Genomic DNA, 21030 nt, shown 5'->3' with positions numbered 1-21030 from the left:
TCAGTGGACGAACAGGAGTGCAACCAGATGATACGATGACTCGGAAGCCCCCTCAAAACGGAGACGTATCGACCAAACGGAACGGAACCGACGGGATGGACGTGCTTCTCATCGGCATCGACGCGGGCTGTTTGCCAGTGTTCGAACGCCTCTTCGAAGCCGATCGAATCCCGAACATCGAACACCTGTGTACCACGGGCGTGAGTGCCCCGCTCGAGTCACAGATCCCGCCGTGGACGCCGAGCGCCTGGCCATCGATGTACACGGGCGTCAATCCGGGGAAACACGGTGCCATCGGGTTCGTTGGCTACGACGGCTACGACTGGCACGTCACGAGTAGCGACGACGTCGATGAACATCCAGTGTGGACGCTACTCAACCAGCACGGGTACTCGAGCGTCGTGGTCAACGCACCCATCACTCACCCACCGGACAGTTTCGAGGGTGCCTTGATCCCGGGGTTCATCGGTCCCGAAGATCCGAACTGTCACCCATCGGGACTGCTCGAGGACGTTCGCGACGCCATTGGTGAGTATCGCGTCTATCCAAACTACGCCCGCGACGACGACTCGGTGTCTGACGACGAGAAAATCGCGGAGTACCAGCGGCTGATCCGGATGCGCGGGGAGGCGTTCCGGTACCTCGCTGACGAGTACGACCCGGATTTCGGCTTCGTTCAGTTTCAAAAGCCCGACACGGTCTTTCACGAGTTCGAGGGTGACGAAGAACGCGTGGACACGGTGTACGAAGCGACCGACGAACAGATTGGAGCGGTTCTCGACCACTGCGATCCCGACACCGTCTTCCTGGTGAGCGATCACGGAATGGGGCCGTACGAGGGCTACGAGTTCCGTATCAACGATTTCCTCCGTGACGAAGGATACGTCGAGACGACGACGGGCGGGAAGGGGATGCCGTCGTGGACGCCGATGCGCAATCAGCTTCGCGAGGGGAAAAACTGCGATAGCTGGGAACCGACGATGACCGAACGTGCCGCCGCCATCGCTGCTCGATTCGGACTCACCGCACGTCGCGCCAGAGTCGCCCTCGAGCGGGTCGGCCTCGCTGACGTCGCGATCAAGTACGCACCGACCAACGTCTCGCGAACGGCGAACGAACAGGTCGATTTCGAAGCGTCGACGGCGTACGTCCGTGCACGAACCGAACTCGGCGTTCGAATCAACCTCGAGGGACGTGAGCCAAACGGCGTCGTTCCGCCGACGGAGTACGAGTCGGTTCGTGAGGATCTCATCGAGACGCTCGAGGGCGTGACGACGCCCGAAGGGGAACCCGTGTTCGAGACAGTCGCCCCACGTGAGGCGTATTTCCACGGCGAGCACGAAGACGAGACCGTCGACATCGTGACGATCCCGACCGACTTCGAACACGCGCTGTCGGAGCAACTCCACGGAGAGTACTTCGCTCCGGCAGAGCCGTGGAACCACAAACTCGACGGCGTGTTCGCCGCGATGGGAGCGGGCGTCGACGAGGCTGCGCCAATCGATCGAGCACACCTCTTCGACGTTGCACCGACGATCATGGCGGCGTTTGGACTCCCTCACAGCGATCGGATGGACGGCGACGTAATTCCGGTCGTCGACGCCATAGGTGCCGAGTCGTACGAACAGTACGAAGGGGCGACATCGACGCCTCGAGACGACGCCGACGAGGCGGTCACACAGCGACTCGCCGACCTGGGCTACATGAACTGAACAGCGACCCCCAACGTATCCTGCTGATTCGGAGCAGGAATAATCGGTTTGTATTGAGTCGGCGTGGGACGCAATGGATGCTGATCAGGGTGCAATGACTGCCAGAATGCGACGCCAGCTATCGATTTGTGATACGTGCAACCATTGCAACAGTGGTTACTCGCCGTATAAGTATGAGCGTTTGTTCATAACTGGACAAGATGTACACAAGTGGCCATGGGATTCGTTGCAACCCTCTCGATCGATCACCCCGATCTCGTGTTAATGCCGACGATCGAGACACATCCTGACGTGACGATTCGGTACGAGTACAGTGCCACGGCTGCCCAGAACGACCTGTGTTTCGTGTCCGTGTTCGGCGGTGAATACGATGCCATCGAAGAGACGATGGTGGACGATCACACCGTGTCGAACCCGACACACGTCGCCACGTTCGAAAACCGGGCAATCTATCGAATCACCGTCGAGACGGATCTCGACTTACTGCCAGAGAAGTGCGCCGCCTATGGGGTGTTCGTCTTCCGGATTACGAGCGGCGAAGATGACTGGATGGTACGAACCCATATGCCCGACCGCGACGCGCTGACCGCGTTTCAGGACTACTGTCGAAGCCACTCGATATCGTTCCGGATGACCCAGCTCTACGATTCGATGGTCTCTGACGACGGTACCTACTTTCTCACCGAACAACAACACGAGATTCTCTCGATGGCGTACTACGCCGGCTACTACGAGATTCCACGAGCGGTGTCACAGGATTACCTGGCAGAAAAGCTCGGCATCTCCACGTCGGCTGTCTCACAGCGCCATCGTCGTGCCGTCGCCGAGTTGATCGCCGCCACCCTCGAGAACGATCGAACACCCGGTCGACGAAATCACCGCTGACCGCGATTTTCTCGCAGCCGATTACGTGAGACCGAACCGATACTCGATAGCTGCGGCCTGATGCCGGCAGTCAGCGGGCGACTATCGGTACTGTAGAGCCCGACGTTTGCGACTACTCGAGCGCTACAGTAACAACTGAAACGGTTCACCCACTGATCGCCGATACGTCTGGCGATCAGGTGTGCAATGGCTTGCAGTGGCTACTATAGCCAGGTGCCCGTTGGCGAGGCAGGTTCGTTCGACGACGGTCGTATCCGAATACCATCCGAACCGGCTCCTGACCGTGCCGGTAACTGCGTCTGCTGTACACTGGCGGTCAGAACAAAATTCGCTGCTGGCAAGCGCTACGGCACGGTTGTGAGCGGTCAGGAGCGACCGCTGACTAACGATCGATTCGGCCGCCTGCAGGAGCGAGATGATCGTTGGAGTCACGTACCGTCGATTGGCAACCCCTTGGCGGGCGATCGACGGTACATCGTTACCCTCTGAATCACTGCACACCCGATCGAAGACTGCGCCTGGCCAGTGTGTACATTGGTTCAGTCGTTCCGATGGTGGTATCGTTGCCGCCACTGCAGCGTGTGAAAATTGTCGATTAATGTCGGTTGGTTCTGTCCCGTAGGCGATTATAGCCAAGATAACCAATCACAGACAGCAGGCGATATCGGCGTTTTCAGAACCCATATGTTCCAATTCCACACGGCTCAACTGTTTCATTCGTGGGATAGTATAACATGGATCTGTGGGGGAGTCTACATATAGTACTTAAAGGCTGTCTATCCGAACCCGTACTTATTGGCCCGATAGGTTACTCTAACCAAAGTGAATATCAATGGTGAAACGAAGCGGCTCGATAGACTCAGATTCTGAGAATTTGACTGAAACTCACTCGATCGATTCAAACTGCACGCACAACTCGTCCGAACAATCTTCGATCGGCCGTCGATCACGGCGAACGTTCATGGGGGGAATGGCGGTCGCCGGTGCCTCGCTGCTCGGGCTCTCGACGACGGGTGCCTCGACGGCGAGTGCCTCGACGGGACAGTACTCACACCACTACGACGACTACTCGAACGTCATCAACGTCGTCGAAGCGGGTGCGGACAACACGGGATCGGAGTCGATTACTCCCGTTCTGGAGAATCTGCGAGCGGACGACACGCTGCTCGTGTTCCCCGAAGGCCGGTACTACATGGACAAACAGTTCCGGTACACCGGATTCGATAACTTCGGGATGGTCGGCGAGAACGCGACGCTCGTGCCGGCGAACTACTACGACTTCGACGGCCCGCGGTTCCGGCTGTTCCGTCTCGGCGTCACGTACAGGCCGGGTCGACGGCTCCGATTCGAGGGCTTCGACGTCGATCAGACGGCCCCAGATACGGGAATCCGTGTCATCGAGGCCAATATCTCCCAGGACATGGCCGTGCGTGACGTTACGATCCACGGCCAACACGACAGCGGAACGTGGGGCCCTGGTCTGTTCAACATCACCGACCCGAGCGGGAGCGGGATCGTCGAACGGTTCCGAGCACCCGACGGCGCTGCCTGGATCAACAACACGCCGAACGCCGGTAACCGCTGGCGCGGCCCAATCGGCATCGAGGCCAACCAGAACAAAGGCACCCTCACGTTCAGACATTGCGTCGTTGGGGCGTTCCCGAACAACGGTCTCTACGCCGTTGGTGGCGGTGGCCGGGTACGCGTCCTCGGAGGACTCTACCGGAACAGCAATGGCGCGAACATCCGCGTCGGCGGTGACAACAGCGAGATCAGGTGGCCAACGATCAGGGTCGACAACACCCGCCCGGAGGACAAGACGCAACGGGGAATCCGGGTCGAAAACGGCAATAACATCCGGATATACGGCGCTGCCGTCGAAGTGTCGTCGCCGATGCCGACGAGCCACGCGATCTCCACGATGAACTCCTGTCAAAGCGCTCGTATCGAGCGCGTTCGAGTCGACATGCGTGGCAACGACATCAACCACGGAATCGTCCTCTCGCCGGAGTGTGGCGAAGTCACAATCACGAACTCAGAAATCGTCCACGAAACTGTGGGCGGCTATCCGCTGTGGATCCGTGGCGGAAATACGAACGATCGAGTCCTCGCCGAACACCTCTCGGTCTCCGGGCGCGCTGGCGACGCCAGTGGCTTCCGCGACGGAGTTCGGGTCGAACGGGACAACTGCCGGTTCAGCAACGTCGACATTGCCCAGCCCGGGCGCGATGGAGCGAGTCGAAACGCCATCGTCAGCACGGCAGCAGACACGACCGTCTACCGGAGTACGCTCCGGGCCAGCCAGTACCCCTACATCGACATCGGTGCTGACAACCTCGTGCGTGATTCCGACCTCGAGTCCACCGGCGGCCGTCACGCCGTCTGTCTGTACTCCTCCTCGAGCAACCCCTCGTTCAGGAAGAACCGACTGGTCAACGGCATTCGTGACCTCGGTGCGAGCGGCGTGGACACCTGGGCGAACACCCTCGAGTAGGCCAACAAAAACCGCAACCTGCTTCGATTTTTGCCGCTCGAGTCCTTTAACAGCCCTATAATAAGGCCCGGCGGAACCCCTTGTCAAAATATTGTGAGCGTGCAGCGGGTCTCTCGACGAGGAGTCGTCACGTCGTCGTGTTGGTACGGGGGGATGACACCGTGAACAGGAGTATCGCTAGCGGCGTCCTCTCGGTCGTGAGCGCGAAGGTTATCGTCCTTCTCGTCACCGCACTTTCGACGCCGCTCCTGTACCGGCTCCTCGGTCCATCCGGGTTTGGCGACTACGCGTTCGTCCTCTCGGTGTTCGCCATCTACATGATCTTCGTCAGCTCCGGGATCACCGACGGAGTACGAAAGTACCTCGCCGAGGATCGCAAGACCGACAACTGGAGTGGCTACGTCGTTGGATTCTACCTTCGACTCGCGATCCTCTTCGCCGGCGTCGGCGCGCTGTTGTTGCTCGTCGCCGTCTACTTCGAACTGGTCTCGCTGGCGTTCGGCCCGGAGTATCAGCTGTATTTTGTCGTGCTCGCTGTCCTCGTCATCACCGCGCAGTTTCGCGATTACGCCCGGAAAACCCTGATGGGGTTCGGACTCGAGCGCTACTCCGAGCCGCTGAAGGTGCTCGACACCGTCGGCTTCGTCGTCGTCGCGATCCCGCTCGTGTACGTCGGATTCGGCGTCGTCGGCGCACTCGCTGGCCATCTGATCGGGAGCCTGCTCGTCGGGGCAATCGGGCTCGTACTCATCCACCGACGGGAATCGCTGGCCTGTATCAGGTCGAAGCCGCCGGCGAGGTTCCCCCGCCGGGAGATGTTGACATTCAATTCGATGAGCATCGTTCTCGTCTTCCTGTTGATGTCGCTGTATCACATCGACATCGTGATGCTCCAGCAGTTCCGCCCGAGTTCGGACGTGGGGAACTACCGTGCCGCGTTGACGCTCGCGGAGTTCCTCTGGTTCGTCCCGCTGGCGTTACAGACGGTGTACGTCCACTCGACGTCTGAACTCTGGTCACAGAACCGCCACGACAAGATCAGCTCGCTCGCGTCACGAACCACGCGCTATACGTTCCTGCTGACCGCCGTGATGGCCGTCGGGCTGGCTGCACTGGCCGACGTCGCCGTGCCGATTTACTTCGGCTCGGACGCCACTCCGGCGATCGCCCCGCTGTTGCTGTTGCTCCCGGGTGCACTCGGCTTTGCCCTCGCACGCCCGGTGCTCGCGGTCTCACAGGGCAACGGGACGCTTCGATATCCGGTTGCGGCGACGGGCGTCGCTGCGGGAATCAACGTCATCCTGAACGTCCTCCTGATCCCGCGCTACGGGATGCACGGCGCGGCTATCGCGACGAGTGTCGGCTACGGATCGATGTTCGTCTTCCACGTCTGGAGCGCCCGCCTGGTCGGATTCGACCCGCTGGCGGATGCCCGACTCAGCCGTGCCATCGCAGCCACCGGCCTCGCCGGACTCCCCATCTTCGCGCTCGCGGCGGCCATCACCAACCCGTGGGTCGCCCTCATCGTGGTTCCGCCCGTCGGCCTCGGCATTTTCCTCGCGTTCGCGATCCTCATGGGAGCCCTCGATCTCGCCGAACCGTTTACGATCCTGTCGGAATTCCCCGATCCAGTTGGGTCACGAGCGAAAACGATCGAATGCCGCCTCGAGGGCACCCGTGGTGTCTCCTCGCCGCCAAGCGTGCTCCAGGGGCTGTTGTTCGCGGTCGGGCTCTCGTTGTTCGTCGCTGGACTCGTTCTCGGCTTCATCGGGCCGTGGCTCAACGGACTTCTACCCTGAGTCGGACACGTCGTCGCCCCTCCCGGGTTGCCTCTGCGTCGCCGATTTCGACCCGTCATCTCACACCGATCAACCCGCGCGGTCTCACCGCAAGAACGGTTCCTGTCAGAACGTCGGTGCCGTCCCCCGAGAATTGGCTGAAACGGTGATACACAATAGCACACATGTTGTAGTGTATTAGTATAAAATTCAAAGTGTAACCAGTCGGATGGACTTGCCCGAGGCGAGACGACGGCTCTCTCCGACCAAGAAGCATCAACGTATGGCAGTCACGTACCGACGAAGCCGTTGATTCCGGTGATCGAAAGCCGTCACCGGCGAGCGCACCACGTCTCGCAACCGGATGAGAGATCCGATAGGGGAGCCTACGCCGTGCTATAGTAACAACTGCAACGATTTACACACTGATCGCCGACATGTCTGGCGATCAAATGTGCATTGACTTGCAATGGCTACTATATTGCTCGAGCTCGAGTGTGTCTCGCATTACGAGGCGCCCCGGAGAAGTCGGATCAGTGCGGCAAATGGTCTGACGACACGCACTACTGCGTCGGCAATGACGAGATCTCGTCTGTGGCGCCGATCGTACGTGTACAGTCCGAGAGCGAACGCTGTCGGAAAGAAGATCAAGAGCAATACGCCTATCCGCTCTGCTCCCGGAGAAACGCCTGGATCGAACCAGTACCAGCCGAGTGCGATCACCACGGTTACCGCACCACTGATCCCAATCGCATAGGCGATTCGAACCGCTTCGAGAACTACCGTTTGGCGCGGATATCCGACGTACTGTTCCACCTCCGTATCCGTGTCGCCAGCCATCAGTTACCACAACTGGCAGCGATTATAAGTAGGTTGTGTGACACGAATAGTGCGTCGACTCACTGTCGTTCGCGCTTCGGCATCCGTTCGACGTCCCGCCCATCGAAATCGGTCGCGGCCGACTCCTGGGATGCATCTGCGGCGGTGAGCAGTTCGGTGACGCGTCGCTCGAACGTCGCCTCGTCGATCTCACCGGCGAGATATCGCTCTTTGAGCGTTTCGACCTCGTCTCCAGCGTCGACACCACGGTCGTCACCGGTGCGGATCATCACCAGTGCGGCGGTTGGAACGAGGACGAGTACCAACCCGACGACGGCAGCGAGGAGCCCCAACGTTACGCTACCGAACTCGAGCCCCAGAGCGATTCCGGCGAAGACGACACCAAGTACCATCGAGAGCCCAGTCATGACGACCAGGAGACCGAGCAGTCCACCGATGACCCTGGCCCAGGTCGGAAGCGACCGGAACCACTCCGGTTGTTTCATGTGGTTTACATTCCGTGGAAGGCACAAAGGGTTTGCCCAGCAGCCGACACCCTACCCGGAAACAGACGCTGCTCGTCCAGACCTGATACTCGAGTCAGGGGCTTATGATACTCGTGGGAATGACGCCACCACTCAACCAGTCGGTACACCGATCACCGAGACGGCTGGCGATCGGATGTAGATTGACGTGCCAGTGGTTACTATCGCAGCCCAGCCGACCAGCGTACGGCATTCAAAACGGGGCGGTCGCGCCGCTCTCGAGTCGCTAAAAACAGGTGACGCTCTCGAGTCGCTGAACCAGATGTCACTCTTAAATCGCTGAACCAGATACCGCGAAAAACCAATTTACACCTGCATCTCGAGGTGCTCGCTCTCGGCCATGTCGAACACCATGGCGAACAGGATGAGCGCCCAGCCGGCGACGAACACCAGCAAGCTCGTCGAGGACAGCACGAAGCCGAGCGACAGCGTCGTGAGCATCGTCCACAGGAGCCCGACGAGCCCGATGCCGGCGACCGCCGCCCCGGACAGGTAAAACAGGGCGAGCGGGTGAAAGTCCCGGACGAGGTACTTCGTTCGGAGCCGCCAGAGGAAGTCCCGAAGGAGCATCGTCGACACCTTCGGAATGTACTCCCCGTAGCTGATACTCGACTCCTCGTCGCCGTAGACGGCCGGCATCGCCACGTCGGCGACGCGCATCCCGCTGGCGTTGAGCTTGACCAGCAGGTCGTTGCAGTAGCCGTAGTACTCGTACAGGTTCTCGAGATCGACCGCCTCGAGCGCCTCGTGGGAGATGGCCGTGTAGCCGTTCTGTGGATCCATCGTCTTCCAGTAGCCCGAGGCAATCTTCGTCAGGAACGTTAGTATCGCGTTCCCGAAGAGCCGGAATCGTGGCATTGCAGCCCGGTACTCCCCGTTGATGAGTCGGTTGCCTTTCGCGTAGTCTGCCTTCCCCTCGACGATGGGGTCGAGCAGTCGTGGCAACTGGGAGAGATCCATCTGGCCGTCGGCGTCGACGGTCGCGGTCACGTCAGCCCCGTCGACGTAGGCGGCGAGGTAGCCGGTCTTGATCGCGCCGCCAGCACCCAGGTTTTCCCGGTGCTGGATCGGGTACACCCGACCGACCGGGTCGTGGACCTCGGCGCGTGTCGCGAGCGCCGTGGCCCCGCCGTCGGTGACGGGACGGGGTTCCTCGTCGGCCGGACGGTCGAGCGACTGTTCGGTGTCCTCGAGGGATGCATCGGCGTCGGCGTCGGCGTCGGCGCCGTCATCGGCCGCTGCAGCCTCGAGGATCTCAGACCAGGTGCCGTCGGTCGAGCAGTCGTCGATCACGTACAGCCGGTCGACGTAGTCGGGCATCTCGCGGATGACGTCACCGACGAACCCCTCCTCGTTGTACGCGGGGATGACGACGCCAATCGTGTGATCTTGATACATCAGTCGCCTCCGGTGTGGTGAACCATGTCCATGTGGATGTCTGCGCAGGCGTGGTGGATTATTCGCCCTCCAGCAGTTCGGTCGCGGTGACGACGTCCACGTCACTCTCCTCGACGTACTCGAGGAGGTCGACGAACGCGTCTTCGCTCAGGCCGTCCTCACCGATCTCCTCGAAGTGGAGCACGGCGAGCTGGCCGTAGTCGGCCGCGTAGTCGACGTACTGTTTGGTCTCTTCGTCCGCTGCCCCGGAGAAGACGCCGAGGTTGTGCGGGTCGGTCAGCGGGAGCCCGTTCGGGCCGCCGCCGTAGCGGAACGCCTGCTCGTGGTACTCCCGGACGAGCTCCATCGTCTCTGGGCCGAGCAGGTTTCGAGGCGTGACGAAGTGGTCAGCGCCGTCTTCGAACCCGCGGTTCTCGAGGTAGGCGCGCGTGCGCCGGATCATCCCTTCCTGTTCTTCGGGGGTGAACTCGTGGATGTTTCGCGCACCCGTTCGCGGGCGGGCAGCCATATCCCAGCCAGCCTCGCTCATATCGTCGAGCCGGTCGATCGTGAGCCGGCCGTCCTCGCCGACGGCCTCCGGAATGACGGCCTCGACGCCGCCGAATCCGAACTCGTTCATGTGCTCGAACGCGTGCGTGTAGTGGGACTCGAGGGTGCCATCGAACAGGAACATCACCCTGCCCCGCTCGGGACGTTCGACTGCACGCAGGTCGTCGAGCTGGCAATCGATCGGCCCCTCGTCGCTCCCGCGTCGGCGGGCGATCAGCCTGACCTCGCGGACGTCGGAGAGATCCGGCTGCGTATCGATGCTCGTGACACCGAAGTCGACGCGAACCCAGCTGTCAGCAGGCCCGGTGAGCGTCCGACGCATCGTGAGCGTGTTCCGGGAGTTCGGTGCGTACACCTCGAGGGTGAGCTGGAGCTGTTCTTGCTCGGCGAATTTGACGGCGACCGAGAAGTTGGAGTCGCTCAGGTCGGTTCCACCGGGGAACGTCCGGTAGATTCCGGCGTAGCTCGTCCCCTCATCTGCGGTGAGGTGGGCGGACTGGCTGCCGGCGTAGGGGTCGTCGCTGGCGGCCTCGAGCGCGCCCGCGTCGAGCATCGTCACCCACTCGTCGAGTGACTCGAAGTCGTCGATGGAGTCCCCCGGCAAGTGCCCGAGTTCCGACGAGTCATCACCGTCGTCTGATGGATCAGACGGGTCAGACGGTGACGAGTCGTCGTCTCCTTCGGAGGGGGTCGAGTCGTCGTCGTTGTCGTCGTCGCCGTACCACTCGCTCGCGTCCGAGAGGCATCCTGCGAGCCCCAACGTTCCGGTCGCTGCAACGGCGGTAACGAACGATCGTCGGTTTCTGTACGTCATCGACCCTCACTTCGTACTATCCGACCTTTCTTATACAGATCATAGCACCATTACTGAAATCTGCCGGTAGACACCCTCATTCGACCGCCTGGTCGCATTTACTGACCAAATAAGCCTCCCACCGACCTCGCTGTGAGAGCCACAGTTCAAGTGGTCGTGGATTGATCGTTTGATTCCTGCAATGTTTGCGCCGGTATTACCGAGAATATAGCCAAGTGATCCCACTTCACAGGGAGTTCCGTGAGTTCGAACGAATCACGAACGGGTCGACTCGGTCGGCGATCGTATGTGAAGGGCTGTATCGTTGGCATTGGCGCTGCGCTTTCTGTCTCGGGGGCGGCGGCCGCATCGAACGACGACGAGCAGTACGGAACCGTTGTGGACGTCACCGACGCGGGGGCGGACAATACGGGGGAGGAATCCATTACTCCAGTTCTGCGAGACGTGGTTGGTGACGACACGCTCCTGAAATTCCCGGAAGGGCGCTACTACATGGACGAACAGCTCCGGTTCACCAACTTCGAGAACGTCGGGTTCGTCGGCGAGAACGCGACGCTGGTGCCGGCGAACTACCACGAGTTCGACGGCCCCCAGTATCGACTGTTCAGGCTGGGAACCGCCTCGAGACCCGGTCGCGATCTCCGGTTCGAGGGGTTCGCCGTCGATCAGACTGCCGAGCATACGGGAATCCGCGTAATCAACGCCGAGGTCGAAGACGGGCTCCTCGTGAAAGACGTCTCGATTTACGGCGTTCACGACAGCGGCACCTGGGGGCCTGGCCTGTTCAACATACACGAGCCCGGTGGCCACGGACGCGTCGAGTGTTTCCGGGCGTTCGACGGTGGCCGTCACGTCGAGGATACCCCAAACAGTGGAAATATGTGGAAAGGCCCGACGGGAATTCTCGTCAACAACCATCGCGGAACGCTCGTCTTCAGGGACTGTACGCTCGGCGGGTTCCCCGACACCGGCCTCTACAAATCGACCGAGTACGGCGAGGTCGACGTTCGAGGTGGCTGGTTCGAGAACAGCGATACCGCCTCGATCCGCCTGTCCGGGCCGCGAGGGACGATCAGGGACGCGATCGTGGTCGTCGACGAGAATCCCGAGCGGGCGACTCGTCAGCATCCGATCCGGCTCGATTACGGCACCAGCTTTGAGATCGACGGCGTCGATATCAGGATGCCCGAGCCCAACGGCGACGCGATCAGGGTGATGAACGGCGTCGACCAGGCATCGATCTCGAACGCGCGGATCTCGATCGGTAATCGCCGTAACTCGGGAATCCGGATCGATCCGGAAGCGGGCCCGACGGCGATCGAAAACGTGGATCTCGACATCGACGGCAGCGGGTACGCCTTCCGTATCCTCGGTGAGGACGCTGGCGAGGTCAGCCTTCGAGACGTCGCCATCACGGGAGACGCGAGTGGATCACCCATTCGGCACACGGTCTACTGCGAACGGAACGACTGTCAATTCGATGGGCTCTCTATCGATCAACCCGGCGAAGATCGAGGCGGCCTCGAGCTCCGGGGCGATAACTACCGCGTCGCCAACAGCGACTTCCGGACGAACCACATCCCGATCGTCGTCAACGGCTCGGACGACGTGGTAATCGAAGACTGCTACAGCGAATCGTATGCTGATCGCGTCTCGCTACGCATACTCAGCAACTCGGGGAGCGTCGCACTCAGCAACAACGACTTCCCCAGCGGCGTTCGTGACGACCGATGAGCCATCCTGCAGCTTAGCGCCAGCATAATAATCCCCGCTGTCCCTAAACTACCGGAAAATGCCACGTGTCAGCGTGATCATCCCGACGTACAACAGAGCGGCCACGCTCTCACACGCCATCGACAGTGCCCTAGAACAGACGATCGAGGATCTCGAGGTTGTCGTCGTCGACGACGGCTCGACCGACGACACCGCGTCGCTGTTAGCGAGCTACGACGATCCTCGCGTTCGCCCCGTCGTTCACGCGACGAACCAGGGGGCCAACGTCGCCCGGAACACGGGCATCGACCACGCTCGTGGGGAGTACGTCGCCTTTCTCGACTCCGACGACTACTGGCACCGCAAGAAACTGGAGAAACAACTGAACGCCCTCGAGGGCCGTTCGGCCGACTGGGTCGGCGTCTACTGCGATACGGCCTACGAGCTATCGGGAACGACCGGACACGTACGGGGGCTAATCGCCGACGCGCTGTCGCGAACGGACGAGGAACCGACGATGGAGGGCGACGAGGAACTGATTGGAGAGATACTCACCGACGCGGTACAGCCCGGTGCCGGCTCGACACTGCTCGTTCGGACGGACGTCGCCAGAGAGATCGACGGCTTCGACGAGTCGCTCGACCGGTTCCAGGATCCCGAGTTCTGCGTTCGAGTACTGTACGAAGGAAAGCTCGCCTACGTCGACGAACCGCTCGTGATTCGCGAAGAAACCGGCCACCCGCCTGCAAACGTCGTCCACAGGGCCGACCGTCAGTACCTCGAGAAACACGAAGACGCCGTCGAGTACTTCGAGACCCTGGGATACGACGTGTACGCGAGCCACGAGCTCGTGATCGCGAAACGGTATCTCGCGGAAGGGCGACTGCTACGAGGTGCGTGGCATCTGCGACGGGCGGCCGTCTCCGCGCGTCATTACCCCGGTCTCCTCTGGGTCGCCGGAACGGGTGTTCGGCGGCGTCCGCTCCCGGTCGTGGCCTCGGTTTTCCTCGTCCTCGTAGCAGCCGTCTTGGGTCGACAGGCGCTCGTCGGTGCAACGTCGACCGCAGAATAGCCGCTTTCCGGGTGGTATGTACCGTTGGACGTCGATGAACGGTTTCAATCGGTGAAAACGATCCCGACACGGCCCTTCGGGTCGGATCGACAAATTCGCCGACGGAGCGGATCGCTCGAGACACGAACATCGATTCACGGTGACCCAACCGTTTGAAATTCGAACAGGATGTTGTGAAATAAACACCGATCGATCCAATTATGGCCGCTCGAGCGTTCACACCCCATTTTACCGGTTACAGTCGCGATAGTAAATACGTCCGTGGCGAGAGAGAGGGGTGGAATGCCACGTGATTTGCTTTCGCGACGGTCACTCCTGACCATAGCTGGTAGTTGTACGATCGCGAGTCTTGGCGTCGGCGCTGTACATGCACGCGATACCGACGACTTCTCTCGGGAGTCTTTCGAAATTATGCCGGGGACTGACCGTGAGACCACAGTCCACGTCACCGATGGGCCACAGGAGGGGCCTACAGTCGTCGTGATTGGCGGTATCCACGGAAACGAGACCGCAGGCTACGTCGCCGCAGGCGAAATCGCGAACTGGGAAATCGGAGCAGGGACGCTCATCACCATCCCCGAGGCGAACGCCGTCGCCATCGAACACGGCACGCGAACTGACGCCGACGGCCGCGACCTCAACCGGCAGTTCCCCGAAGGCGGCGAGCCGGGAACGGAACTCGCCCGGGCTATCTGGGACGTGCTGCTCGAGTACGACCCGGACGTCGTCATCGACCTCCACGAATCGATCGGGATCTACGCCGGCGACCCGGTCGACGGCGTCGGCCAGGCCATCTTCCACTCCGGTGGGCAGGGCGTGACGACGGCCGCGGACGACGCTATCACGTACGTGAACGAGCAGTACGTCGAAGACGACAAACTCGCCTTCATGACGGGCGGCTTTACGGGCCCCAACACCGAGCCGACCGGGTTGCTCGTCCACAAGGCGTCCCGCGACCTGGGTGCCGACGCCTTCCTCGTCGAGACGTTATCGGTTGATATCGACCTCGAGACGCGCGTCCACTGGCAGCTAGCGCTCGTCGAACGCCTGGTCGCCGACGGACTGTTCCCCGATGGCAGCGATAATGGAGACCCTGACGTCGATGAGCCACCCGAAGAACCGGATACCGAACCGGATACCGACCCCGAAGAACCGGACGATGATCCTGGAGAATCACCGACCGCCGAGATTCGAACGATCCCCGATGACGCCGCCGAGCGAACGCTCGAGTCGGGTGATACTGTCGAACTCGATGGAACCTGTTCCGATGCCCCGGACGGCGACATCGTGAGCTACGAGTGGTACATCACCGACGACGACGATCCGGACGAAACGGGCGGTCAAGTCGACGTCACGGTCTCTGCGGAATCGGAGTATCCGATCGTTCTTCGGGTCGAAGACGACGAGGGTCGTTCCGATACGGCAGAGATCACCCTCAGCACGACGTAGCGCTACAGGCGATTCGTCGTCGTGACGGACGGCACTGCGTTTCGGTGTCTGTTTCTCACGTCGCACCGTTTCAGCGTCTGTCCCTCGAGTCACGTCACTTTCACTATCCCACCCTCGAGTACGGTCACAGTCGACGCCCGCCTCTCGAGCATCGCGGTGGCTCACGTTTCGAGATCAGGCTCGAGCGTCGTCTTCACTCGCTCGATGGAGGCCACGTCGTCGGCATCGGCGTCGTCGAGTTCGAGCAAGATGTGGAGTCGACGCTCGAGTTCGACGTCGTCGATCTCCCCACTCGCGTAGCGCTCCCGGAGGGTCGCCAGTGGGTCGGTTTCCGTCCCTTCGTCCACCGTCGTCTGCCCGTCGAGGCGCTCTCGCACTCGTTCCCGAACTACCGACTCGATCTCCTCGTCGAGATCGGCGGTGCCGAACGCATCGCCAGGATGACCGAACAGAATCGCCGACGCGGGCGTCAACAGGAGCCAGCCGACGATCACGACCGCGAGTGCGTTGGTCGGCCCGGCGAATATGGCCGCGAGCATCGCGACCGGGAGCGTGATAACGGCAATCAGCGGCGTGAGTACCGCCAGACGCGTCCGTAGCGACATGCCACGGAGTTCACATACCACGAGCAAAAAGATTCGGTGACTCGAGTCAGCCGGTCGGTCTCGAGGCGACAGGGCGAGACCAGTGTGGTACGTCGGCGGTGATGGTGGCCTATTCACTTCGGCCTATCAATGGTTCTCCGTCCGCATCGTCCAGAGGTCGTCGAACGTGATGACCTCGATGTCTGAGTCGACGATGTGCTGGATCAACTCCTCGTAGTCGTCCTCGGGCATCGTATTGTCCGCGTCGAACGTGTGGAAGTTCAGGATCGTACACTGGTTGTGCTCGGCGGCGAGGTCGACACACCGCTTCGAGATGTCCAGGTCGTGACCGATCGTTCGTGGCAACACCAGGGGATCGAAGCCGTAGACGCCGGTCGTGTTGACGTTCCCGGCCTGGTTGAACCCGCCACAGTAGTGGTACTCGCCGATGTGCTCGAGGCTCGTCTTGTCGAAGCTGTTGTACGGGTAGACGATGTAATTCGCGCCTTCGAAGCCGTTTTCGATGAACCAGCGCTTGTCGCCGCCGAGACGGGCCACAATCTCGTCTTCGCTCTCGACCTCGTGGAGTTCATTGTGCGTTCCGTGGACGACGATTTCGTCACCGGCTTCCTGGCGTTCCTGCAGCTCCGAGACGGACATGATACCGTCACGACGTTCCTCAGACCACTGCGGAACTGGAGCCTGAACCGTCCGTACTTCGTACTCGTCGTGGATCGGGGAAGCGACGTCGTAGTAGTCACTGAACCCGTCGTCCCAGACCAACATGACGTACCCCTGGTCGGGTTTCTCGTGCGTGCGCAGGTCGTCGATCCACACCTCGGCTTCCTCCATGCTGTGAAGTACCTGGATCTCGATACGGTCGAGATCGTCCATCATCGGCTCGATTTCGTCCGCCTCGAACACGCCAGGGCTCGAGCGGAACCAGCCGACGTCGGGGTCACGATACGTGATCTCACGCAGAGAGTACGTGACCTGACTACCGTACAGATCCACCAGGCGGACGTTGATCGTGATGTTCTGTGGGGTCGTCGTTCGAACCGCGAACGACAGATCCACGTCGGTCAGATCCTCGCCAGAGAGGTCGCGCTGGACGACGATGTTTTGGCTGTCCTCGGCGGTCAGCCTGAGACTCTGTGAGCCGTCGAAAACGATGTCCTCGTCGGCCTCACCTTCCCCGCGGACGATCTCCCACGCGTCAATATCTTCGAAATTGTCGAGCGACTCGCCGGGTTGGCGATACTCTTCTCGGGGGTGATACTGGGTCTCGAGCGGTGGGACACCGTCCTCTTCGCCGTCCTGCTCGCCATTATCGTCGTCCCCGACGTCGTCGGTACTGCCGTTGGTGTCGTCGGTCGTGGATCCGTTGCCATCGTCGTCCGTGGGTTCGGAATCGCTGGTACACCCAGCGAGACCGACAGTCAGTGCGGCAGCGCTCGATGCAGTCAGGAACCGTCTGCGGGTCGATCGATCTCGTTTCATTGGACACGTAGCCATACCGACAGAGCCCCTATTATTATAGATCCGATAGACCCTGACCTGTGACCGCCGTACCGACCGTTATCGCCATCACTGAGTATTCTAACCGGTGTTTCCGAAGGTGTCGACAGGCAAGGCATCAGAGACGGCTGGAGACGACGTTTAACGACGTTATAGTAAATGGGGAAACCGGCACAGATACCATCAACGTGACCGTGCGTGCGGGCAACTACCAGTACGTGTCCGCCAATCGCACACCACACACAGTGACCTGAGTATGAACAAGGAACTTTTCGGCGTGTTCGGCGGGAGAGAGACCTTCGAACGATTCAGATCGGTAAGCGAGTTCGACGCGGTGCTCACCGGTTCGAGTATCACAGTCGGCATCAGAGATCCAGGCCTGGGAACCCCCGGCTGGTCCGCTCGATACGAGAGCGACGCTGGCACGTGTGTCGTCTGGGGTGAAGCCTACGCCCCGAGCGGCGGTACGAACACCGCTCGATGGCTGCTCGAACGCGTTGAGACCGACGGGCCGGACGCGTTCGAGAGCTTCAACGGCTCCTACCTCGCCGTCGTCGACCCGGCCGACGGCGACGCGTTCGTCGCGACTGACCCGGTTCGGTCACGGGAGTGTTTCTACACGAACGAACCGGGCGTTCGGCTGTTCGGCACCGACGCAGCGACCGTCGCAGCCACGCTCGGGGAGCCGACACCACGTCGAGAGGGGGTGCTCGAGTTCCTCCACCTCGGATTAATTCTTGGGACGAAGACCGCTGTTGAGGGCATGCATCGACTGCCACTCGACAGTCGCTTGACGGCGACCGACGTCGATTCGTTCGATCGGTTCGTCTACAGCCCCCGGGAGTTCAACTACGTCGAGGAACTCGCTTCCCGCCTCGAGCGTGCGCTTGATCGGCGATCGATTCTTCCCGGCAGAAAGGGATTGCTCCTCTCTGCAGGATACGACTCGCGAATCTTCCTCTCAGCGATTCCGGATCTCGAGGTCAGCTATACGGTCGGCTCACTAGACGCCCAGGAGGTTGCCGGTGCAAAACGGGTCTCAACACAGTACGGTGTCGACCACGTCGCGTTCCAGCCCGACGACCGGTATCTGTACGCCGACCGGTCGAAGGTACAGTACTCACAGGGAATGAAAGAGTCACTCCACATCCACCACGCAGGATACACGGACGAGATGGCCGTCGACACCATCTATCACGGCCTGCTCTCTGACACGTTTTACCGGGGCCATTTCACCGCCCAGGACGGGGTCGACGTTCTCGGCAAGCGTGTTCCGTTCGAACGACTCGATCCGGATCCCAACCCAGTCGACGTGTTGCTCCAGAAGTACGGCTACGATCGCGACGCGAGCCGTGAGTTGACCGACCGACTCGCAATTGATGTCGACCCCGAGGCGTTCGTCAGGGAGGCCGTCGGAAACGAGGTCGAGAGCGTCAGCCACCGAGCAGCGACGACACAGAACAATCTGACGTGTTGTGGAATCGCCAACCAGCCGTCGGTTCCCTTCCACAACCACCTCGCCGACAACTTCTTCGCTTCGTTTCTGGCCACGGACATCGAGTTGCTCGAGTGGCACCTCCAGACGCCACCGGCCCACCGAACGACGGAGACGTTCCTTCGAGCGTGCGAGCGAATCGATCCGGAGTTACTCCGTCACCATCCGCCGGATCGCCCACATCGGACGACACTCCTCAACGAAGTCGAAGGATTCGTCCGCCGCAAGACGCCATTTATCACCTCGTTCGAGCCACCGTGGCCGGATCGGAGACACCTGTTCGAGCAGTACAATCTCGACCAACGCTTGCTTCCCGACCTTGAGCACGTTCACACCCTCCCTGCCAGACACAAACTGCGGATCAACGACATTGGAACGTGGCTCGAGCACTGGTCGACGGATCCTGCGGCGTCACTCCCGTGGCTCCAGCCTGCCGAACGGACGGCCGTATCCGCTACCCGCTGAACTGATCGCTACTGCGCGCGGGTGGTCATCACACACCAGTTCGATCCCGATACACCGGAGTGACACGCACCCTGTGTTCGTGCTGTCGCGCCCGTCTGGATACATCCAGAAGAGCCGGCAACGTCTACCGAGAAACGGACCGAACGGGTTGCATAAATCGTTCTAATTCGCTCAACCGGGAGAATACTTATATCCCAGGATCTATTCACCTGGAATATGCGTCTGACGCCATCCAGGTTTCGTTCCTCGTCAGACCCTTCTTCAGACGAAACCACTGCCAGCACCGTGGGAACAGAGCAGCTGGTCGACGTCACCATCTACCAGAACTCTACAACCGCTCGTGAGCCGGCTTCAGCGATCGAGCCGGAGGATGTCATCCCATCCTCCGACGACGCGTTCGTGACCGCTCTCGAGCGGATGAACACGCCGGTGACCGTCGACGAAATTACGGATCAGCTGCTTCGGCCGTCGCGTCCACCAGTTTCCGTCTGGGCGGATATTCACGAACAGTTGTACCAGAATCGGCTCCCTCAACTCGACACCGACGGTCACATCGAGTTCGATCCACAGATGGGGACGGTCGACATCCCGGTATCGGGAGACGAGGACTGGCTGCTCGACTCCTCGCTTGGGCGAATATCCATTGGGTTCCTCTTTGCTATCGTCGCTCTTCTCAGCCTGGCGTTCGCAACCGCCGTGATGGTTACGTTCATGACCGTCGGCGTGTGAGCGACCTCGCATCGATACGTTGTCGGAACAGCGAGTCGCAGAGTCGAATCATCACTGTGCACGCGGACGAAATAGCGAAACGACCAGCTATGGGGTCGAGCGTTCGTCAAGAACAAAACGTCGTCGTTACTCGATGAATCGGCGCACCGTCAGGACGGTGAACAGGAGCAAGATGAGCGCGCTCAGGCCGATACCGGAGAGCAGCGAGACGAACGGCAACTCGAACACGGCCCCGAGCAACACGAGGTAACAGAGGGCCGTTGCACCGAGGTAGTAATCGTCCCAACCGGTTCCGACCGACGGCGACGTACTCGTCGTGTTCTCCGCGGGCTCGACCTGCAGGTACTGATCGACGTAGTCAGCTGCCGGTTTGCGCTCGACGATCCCGCGGTTTTTCTGGTAGTCGATAATACCTGCCTCATCCAGTTTCGACAGATGGGACTGGTATAACGGGATGTAAACTCGCTGGCGCTGCGTGGAAGTGAGGTTCTGAACATCCGTATCGTGTTCCCACGCAGCGACCTGCTCTGCAACGTCGCGCATACGAACGGGGCCTTCGGTACCGCGCAGGTACTCGAGAACCATACGACGGCGCTCGTTTTGTAGGAGGTGGAAGAGTTCGTCCTTGGAGAACGACTCCGTTGGCTCGTCGTCATCCTGCGGAGACGACATCGGTTCATCCGTCTCTGCCGGTTCCGCTCGGGTCTGTTCTTCAGGGCTGATATGTGTAGACGTCATCGCACCAGTCTCCACAAATCAGGGGGAGGTAATAAAGGATAGAAATAGTCCACTGCTGAACAGTACGTTTCATCTGATTTTATCCCCACCTCAAGCACCCTTTAACTTGTTTCACAACCTTTCATATCTGCCACACAGACCCTGAGACGCCAGTTTCCGATGTAAATTTTCAAATGCAGAAACATATACATCACAGAATAGCAAGAGGAATTTAACGATTGTTTTGTAACCGTTCGTGTCGTATCGAGACGGTTCAACGCACTGAATTTCGGC

Annotated in this window: 16 protein-coding genes; 9 read left to right on the top strand and 7 right to left on the bottom strand. The window is 60.5% G+C overall.

Annotation, left to right across the window (positions count from 1 at the left end):
- Positions 1-35 precede the first annotated feature (35 nt).
- The 4 genes from NGM68_RS02425 (at position 36) to NGM68_RS02410 (ending at position 6890) form a co-directional block, all read left to right on the top strand.
- Complete coding sequence (locus NGM68_RS02425) at positions 36-1712, top strand: alkaline phosphatase family protein (RefSeq protein ID WP_252700063.1); 1677 nt, start codon at positions 36-38, stop codon at positions 1710-1712.
- A gap of 216 nt (positions 1713-1928) precedes the next feature.
- Positions 1929-2597, top strand: coding sequence for a helix-turn-helix domain-containing protein (locus NGM68_RS02420; RefSeq protein ID WP_252700062.1), 669 nt, complete (start codon positions 1929-1931; stop codon positions 2595-2597).
- A gap of 970 nt (positions 2598-3567) precedes the next feature.
- The gene (locus tag NGM68_RS02415) at positions 3568-5091 is read left to right on the top strand and encodes a right-handed parallel beta-helix repeat-containing protein (RefSeq protein WP_425493608.1); all 1524 of its coding nucleotides are present in this window, start codon (positions 3568-3570) and stop codon (positions 5089-5091) included.
- Positions 5092-5252: 161 nt separating this feature from the next.
- Complete coding sequence (locus NGM68_RS02410; RefSeq protein ID WP_252700060.1) at positions 5253-6890, top strand: flippase; 1638 nt, start codon at positions 5253-5255, stop codon at positions 6888-6890.
- A gap of 486 nt (positions 6891-7376) precedes the next feature.
- Here the strand turns inward: NGM68_RS02410 and NGM68_RS02405 are convergent, their stop codons facing one another.
- The 4 genes from NGM68_RS02405 to NGM68_RS02390 form a co-directional block, all read right to left on the bottom strand.
- Positions 7377-7709 carry a hypothetical protein gene (locus tag NGM68_RS02405; RefSeq protein WP_252700059.1) on the bottom strand — a complete coding sequence of 111 codons (333 nt, stop codon included), beginning with the start codon at positions 7707-7709 and terminating at the stop codon, positions 7377-7379.
- Positions 7710-7768: 59 nt separating this feature from the next.
- Entirely contained in the window at positions 7769-8194 is a 426-nt protein-coding gene (locus NGM68_RS02400; RefSeq protein WP_252700058.1) for an SHOCT domain-containing protein, read from the bottom strand.
- Positions 8195-8539: 345 nt separating this feature from the next.
- The gene (locus NGM68_RS02395) at positions 8540-9631 is read right to left on the bottom strand and encodes a glycosyltransferase family 2 protein (RefSeq protein WP_252700057.1); all 1092 of its coding nucleotides are present in this window, start codon (positions 9629-9631) and stop codon (positions 8540-8542) included.
- Between the two features lie 58 nt (positions 9632-9689).
- Positions 9690-10994, bottom strand: a complete 1305-nt coding sequence (locus NGM68_RS02390; RefSeq protein WP_252700056.1) for a polysaccharide deacetylase family protein — start codon at positions 10992-10994, stop codon at positions 9690-9692.
- A 288-nt stretch (positions 10995-11282) separates the two neighbouring features.
- Here NGM68_RS02390 and NGM68_RS02385 point away from each other — a divergent pair, with 288 nt between their 5' ends.
- The 3 genes from NGM68_RS02385 to NGM68_RS02375 all read left to right on the top strand — a co-directional run bounded on the left by NGM68_RS02385 (position 11283) and on the right by NGM68_RS02375 (position 15228).
- On the top strand, positions 11283-12728 hold the full coding sequence (locus NGM68_RS02385; protein ID WP_252700055.1) for a right-handed parallel beta-helix repeat-containing protein: 1446 nt from the start codon (positions 11283-11285) through the stop codon (positions 12726-12728).
- Between the two features lie 58 nt (positions 12729-12786).
- On the top strand, positions 12787-13779 hold the full coding sequence (locus tag NGM68_RS02380; protein WP_252700054.1) for a glycosyltransferase family 2 protein: 993 nt from the start codon (positions 12787-12789) through the stop codon (positions 13777-13779).
- 411 nt (positions 13780-14190) lie between these two features.
- On the top strand, positions 14191-15228 hold the full coding sequence (locus NGM68_RS02375; protein WP_484549499.1) for a PKD domain-containing protein: 1038 nt from the start codon (positions 14191-14193) through the stop codon (positions 15226-15228).
- Between the two features lie 161 nt (positions 15229-15389).
- Here NGM68_RS02375 and NGM68_RS02370 read toward each other — a convergent pair whose 3' ends face one another.
- Positions 15390-15833 carry an SHOCT domain-containing protein gene (locus tag NGM68_RS02370; RefSeq protein WP_252700052.1) on the bottom strand — a complete coding sequence of 148 codons (444 nt, stop codon included), beginning with the start codon at positions 15831-15833 and terminating at the stop codon, positions 15390-15392.
- A gap of 126 nt (positions 15834-15959) precedes the next feature.
- A complete protein-coding gene (locus NGM68_RS02365; RefSeq protein WP_252701365.1) occupies positions 15960-17312 on the bottom strand; it encodes a polysaccharide deacetylase family protein in 1353 nt (450 codons plus the stop codon).
- A gap of 274 nt (positions 17313-17586) precedes the next feature.
- Here NGM68_RS02365 and NGM68_RS02360 point away from each other — a divergent pair, with 274 nt between their 5' ends.
- Positions 17587-19290, top strand: coding sequence for an asparagine synthetase B family protein (locus NGM68_RS02360; protein ID WP_252700051.1), 1704 nt, complete (start codon positions 17587-17589; stop codon positions 19288-19290).
- 285 nt (positions 19291-19575) lie between these two features.
- Positions 19576-20019, top strand: coding sequence for a hypothetical protein (locus NGM68_RS02355; protein WP_252700050.1), 444 nt, complete (start codon positions 19576-19578; stop codon positions 20017-20019).
- Positions 20020-20145: 126 nt separating this feature from the next.
- Here the strand turns inward: NGM68_RS02355 and NGM68_RS02350 are convergent, their stop codons facing one another.
- Positions 20146-20757 carry a DUF7344 domain-containing protein gene (locus NGM68_RS02350; protein ID WP_252700049.1) on the bottom strand — a complete coding sequence of 204 codons (612 nt, stop codon included), beginning with the start codon at positions 20755-20757 and terminating at the stop codon, positions 20146-20148.
- Positions 20758-21030: the final 273 nt, after the last annotated feature.

Origin of the sequence: Natronosalvus vescus (assembly GCF_023973145.1) — an archaeon.
Classification (GTDB): domain Archaea; phylum Halobacteriota; class Halobacteria; order Halobacteriales; family Natrialbaceae; genus Natronosalvus; species Natronosalvus vescus.
Note: the sequence above shows the minus strand (reverse complement) of the source record. Positions and strands in the feature narration are given on the sequence as shown.

Excerpts from the sequence above, each read along its gene's own strand:
- NGM68_RS02375 (WP_484549499.1), top strand. The coding sequence starts at position 14,191 with ATGCCGGGGACTGACCGTGAGACCACAGTCCACGTCACCGATGGGCCA.
- NGM68_RS02350 (WP_252700049.1), bottom strand. The coding sequence starts at position 20,757 with ATGACGTCTACACATATCAGCCCTGAAGAACAGACCCGAGCGGAACCG.
- NGM68_RS02380 (WP_252700054.1), top strand. The coding sequence starts at position 12,787 with ATGCCACGTGTCAGCGTGATCATCCCGACGTACAACAGAGCGGCCACG.
- NGM68_RS02360 (WP_252700051.1), top strand. The coding sequence starts at position 17,587 with ATGAACAAGGAACTTTTCGGCGTGTTCGGCGGGAGAGAGACCTTCGAA.
- NGM68_RS02420 (WP_252700062.1), top strand. The coding sequence starts at position 1,929 with ATGGGATTCGTTGCAACCCTCTCGATCGATCACCCCGATCTCGTGTTA.
- NGM68_RS02395 (WP_252700057.1), bottom strand. The coding sequence starts at position 9,631 with ATGTATCAAGATCACACGATTGGCGTCGTCATCCCCGCGTACAACGAG.
- NGM68_RS02390 (WP_252700056.1), bottom strand. The coding sequence starts at position 10,994 with ATGACGTACAGAAACCGACGATCGTTCGTTACCGCCGTTGCAGCGACC.
- NGM68_RS02365 (WP_252701365.1), bottom strand. The coding sequence starts at position 17,312 with ATGAAACGAGATCGATCGACCCGCAGACGGTTCCTGACTGCATCGAGC.
- NGM68_RS02415 (WP_425493608.1), top strand. The coding sequence starts at position 3,568 with ATGGCGGTCGCCGGTGCCTCGCTGCTCGGGCTCTCGACGACGGGTGCC.
- NGM68_RS02370 (WP_252700052.1), bottom strand. The coding sequence starts at position 15,833 with ATGTCGCTACGGACGCGTCTGGCGGTACTCACGCCGCTGATTGCCGTT.
- NGM68_RS02400 (WP_252700058.1), bottom strand. The coding sequence starts at position 8,194 with ATGAAACAACCGGAGTGGTTCCGGTCGCTTCCGACCTGGGCCAGGGTC.
- NGM68_RS02425 (WP_252700063.1), top strand. The coding sequence starts at position 36 with ATGACTCGGAAGCCCCCTCAAAACGGAGACGTATCGACCAAACGGAAC.
- NGM68_RS02405 (WP_252700059.1), bottom strand. The coding sequence starts at position 7,709 with ATGGCTGGCGACACGGATACGGAGGTGGAACAGTACGTCGGATATCCG.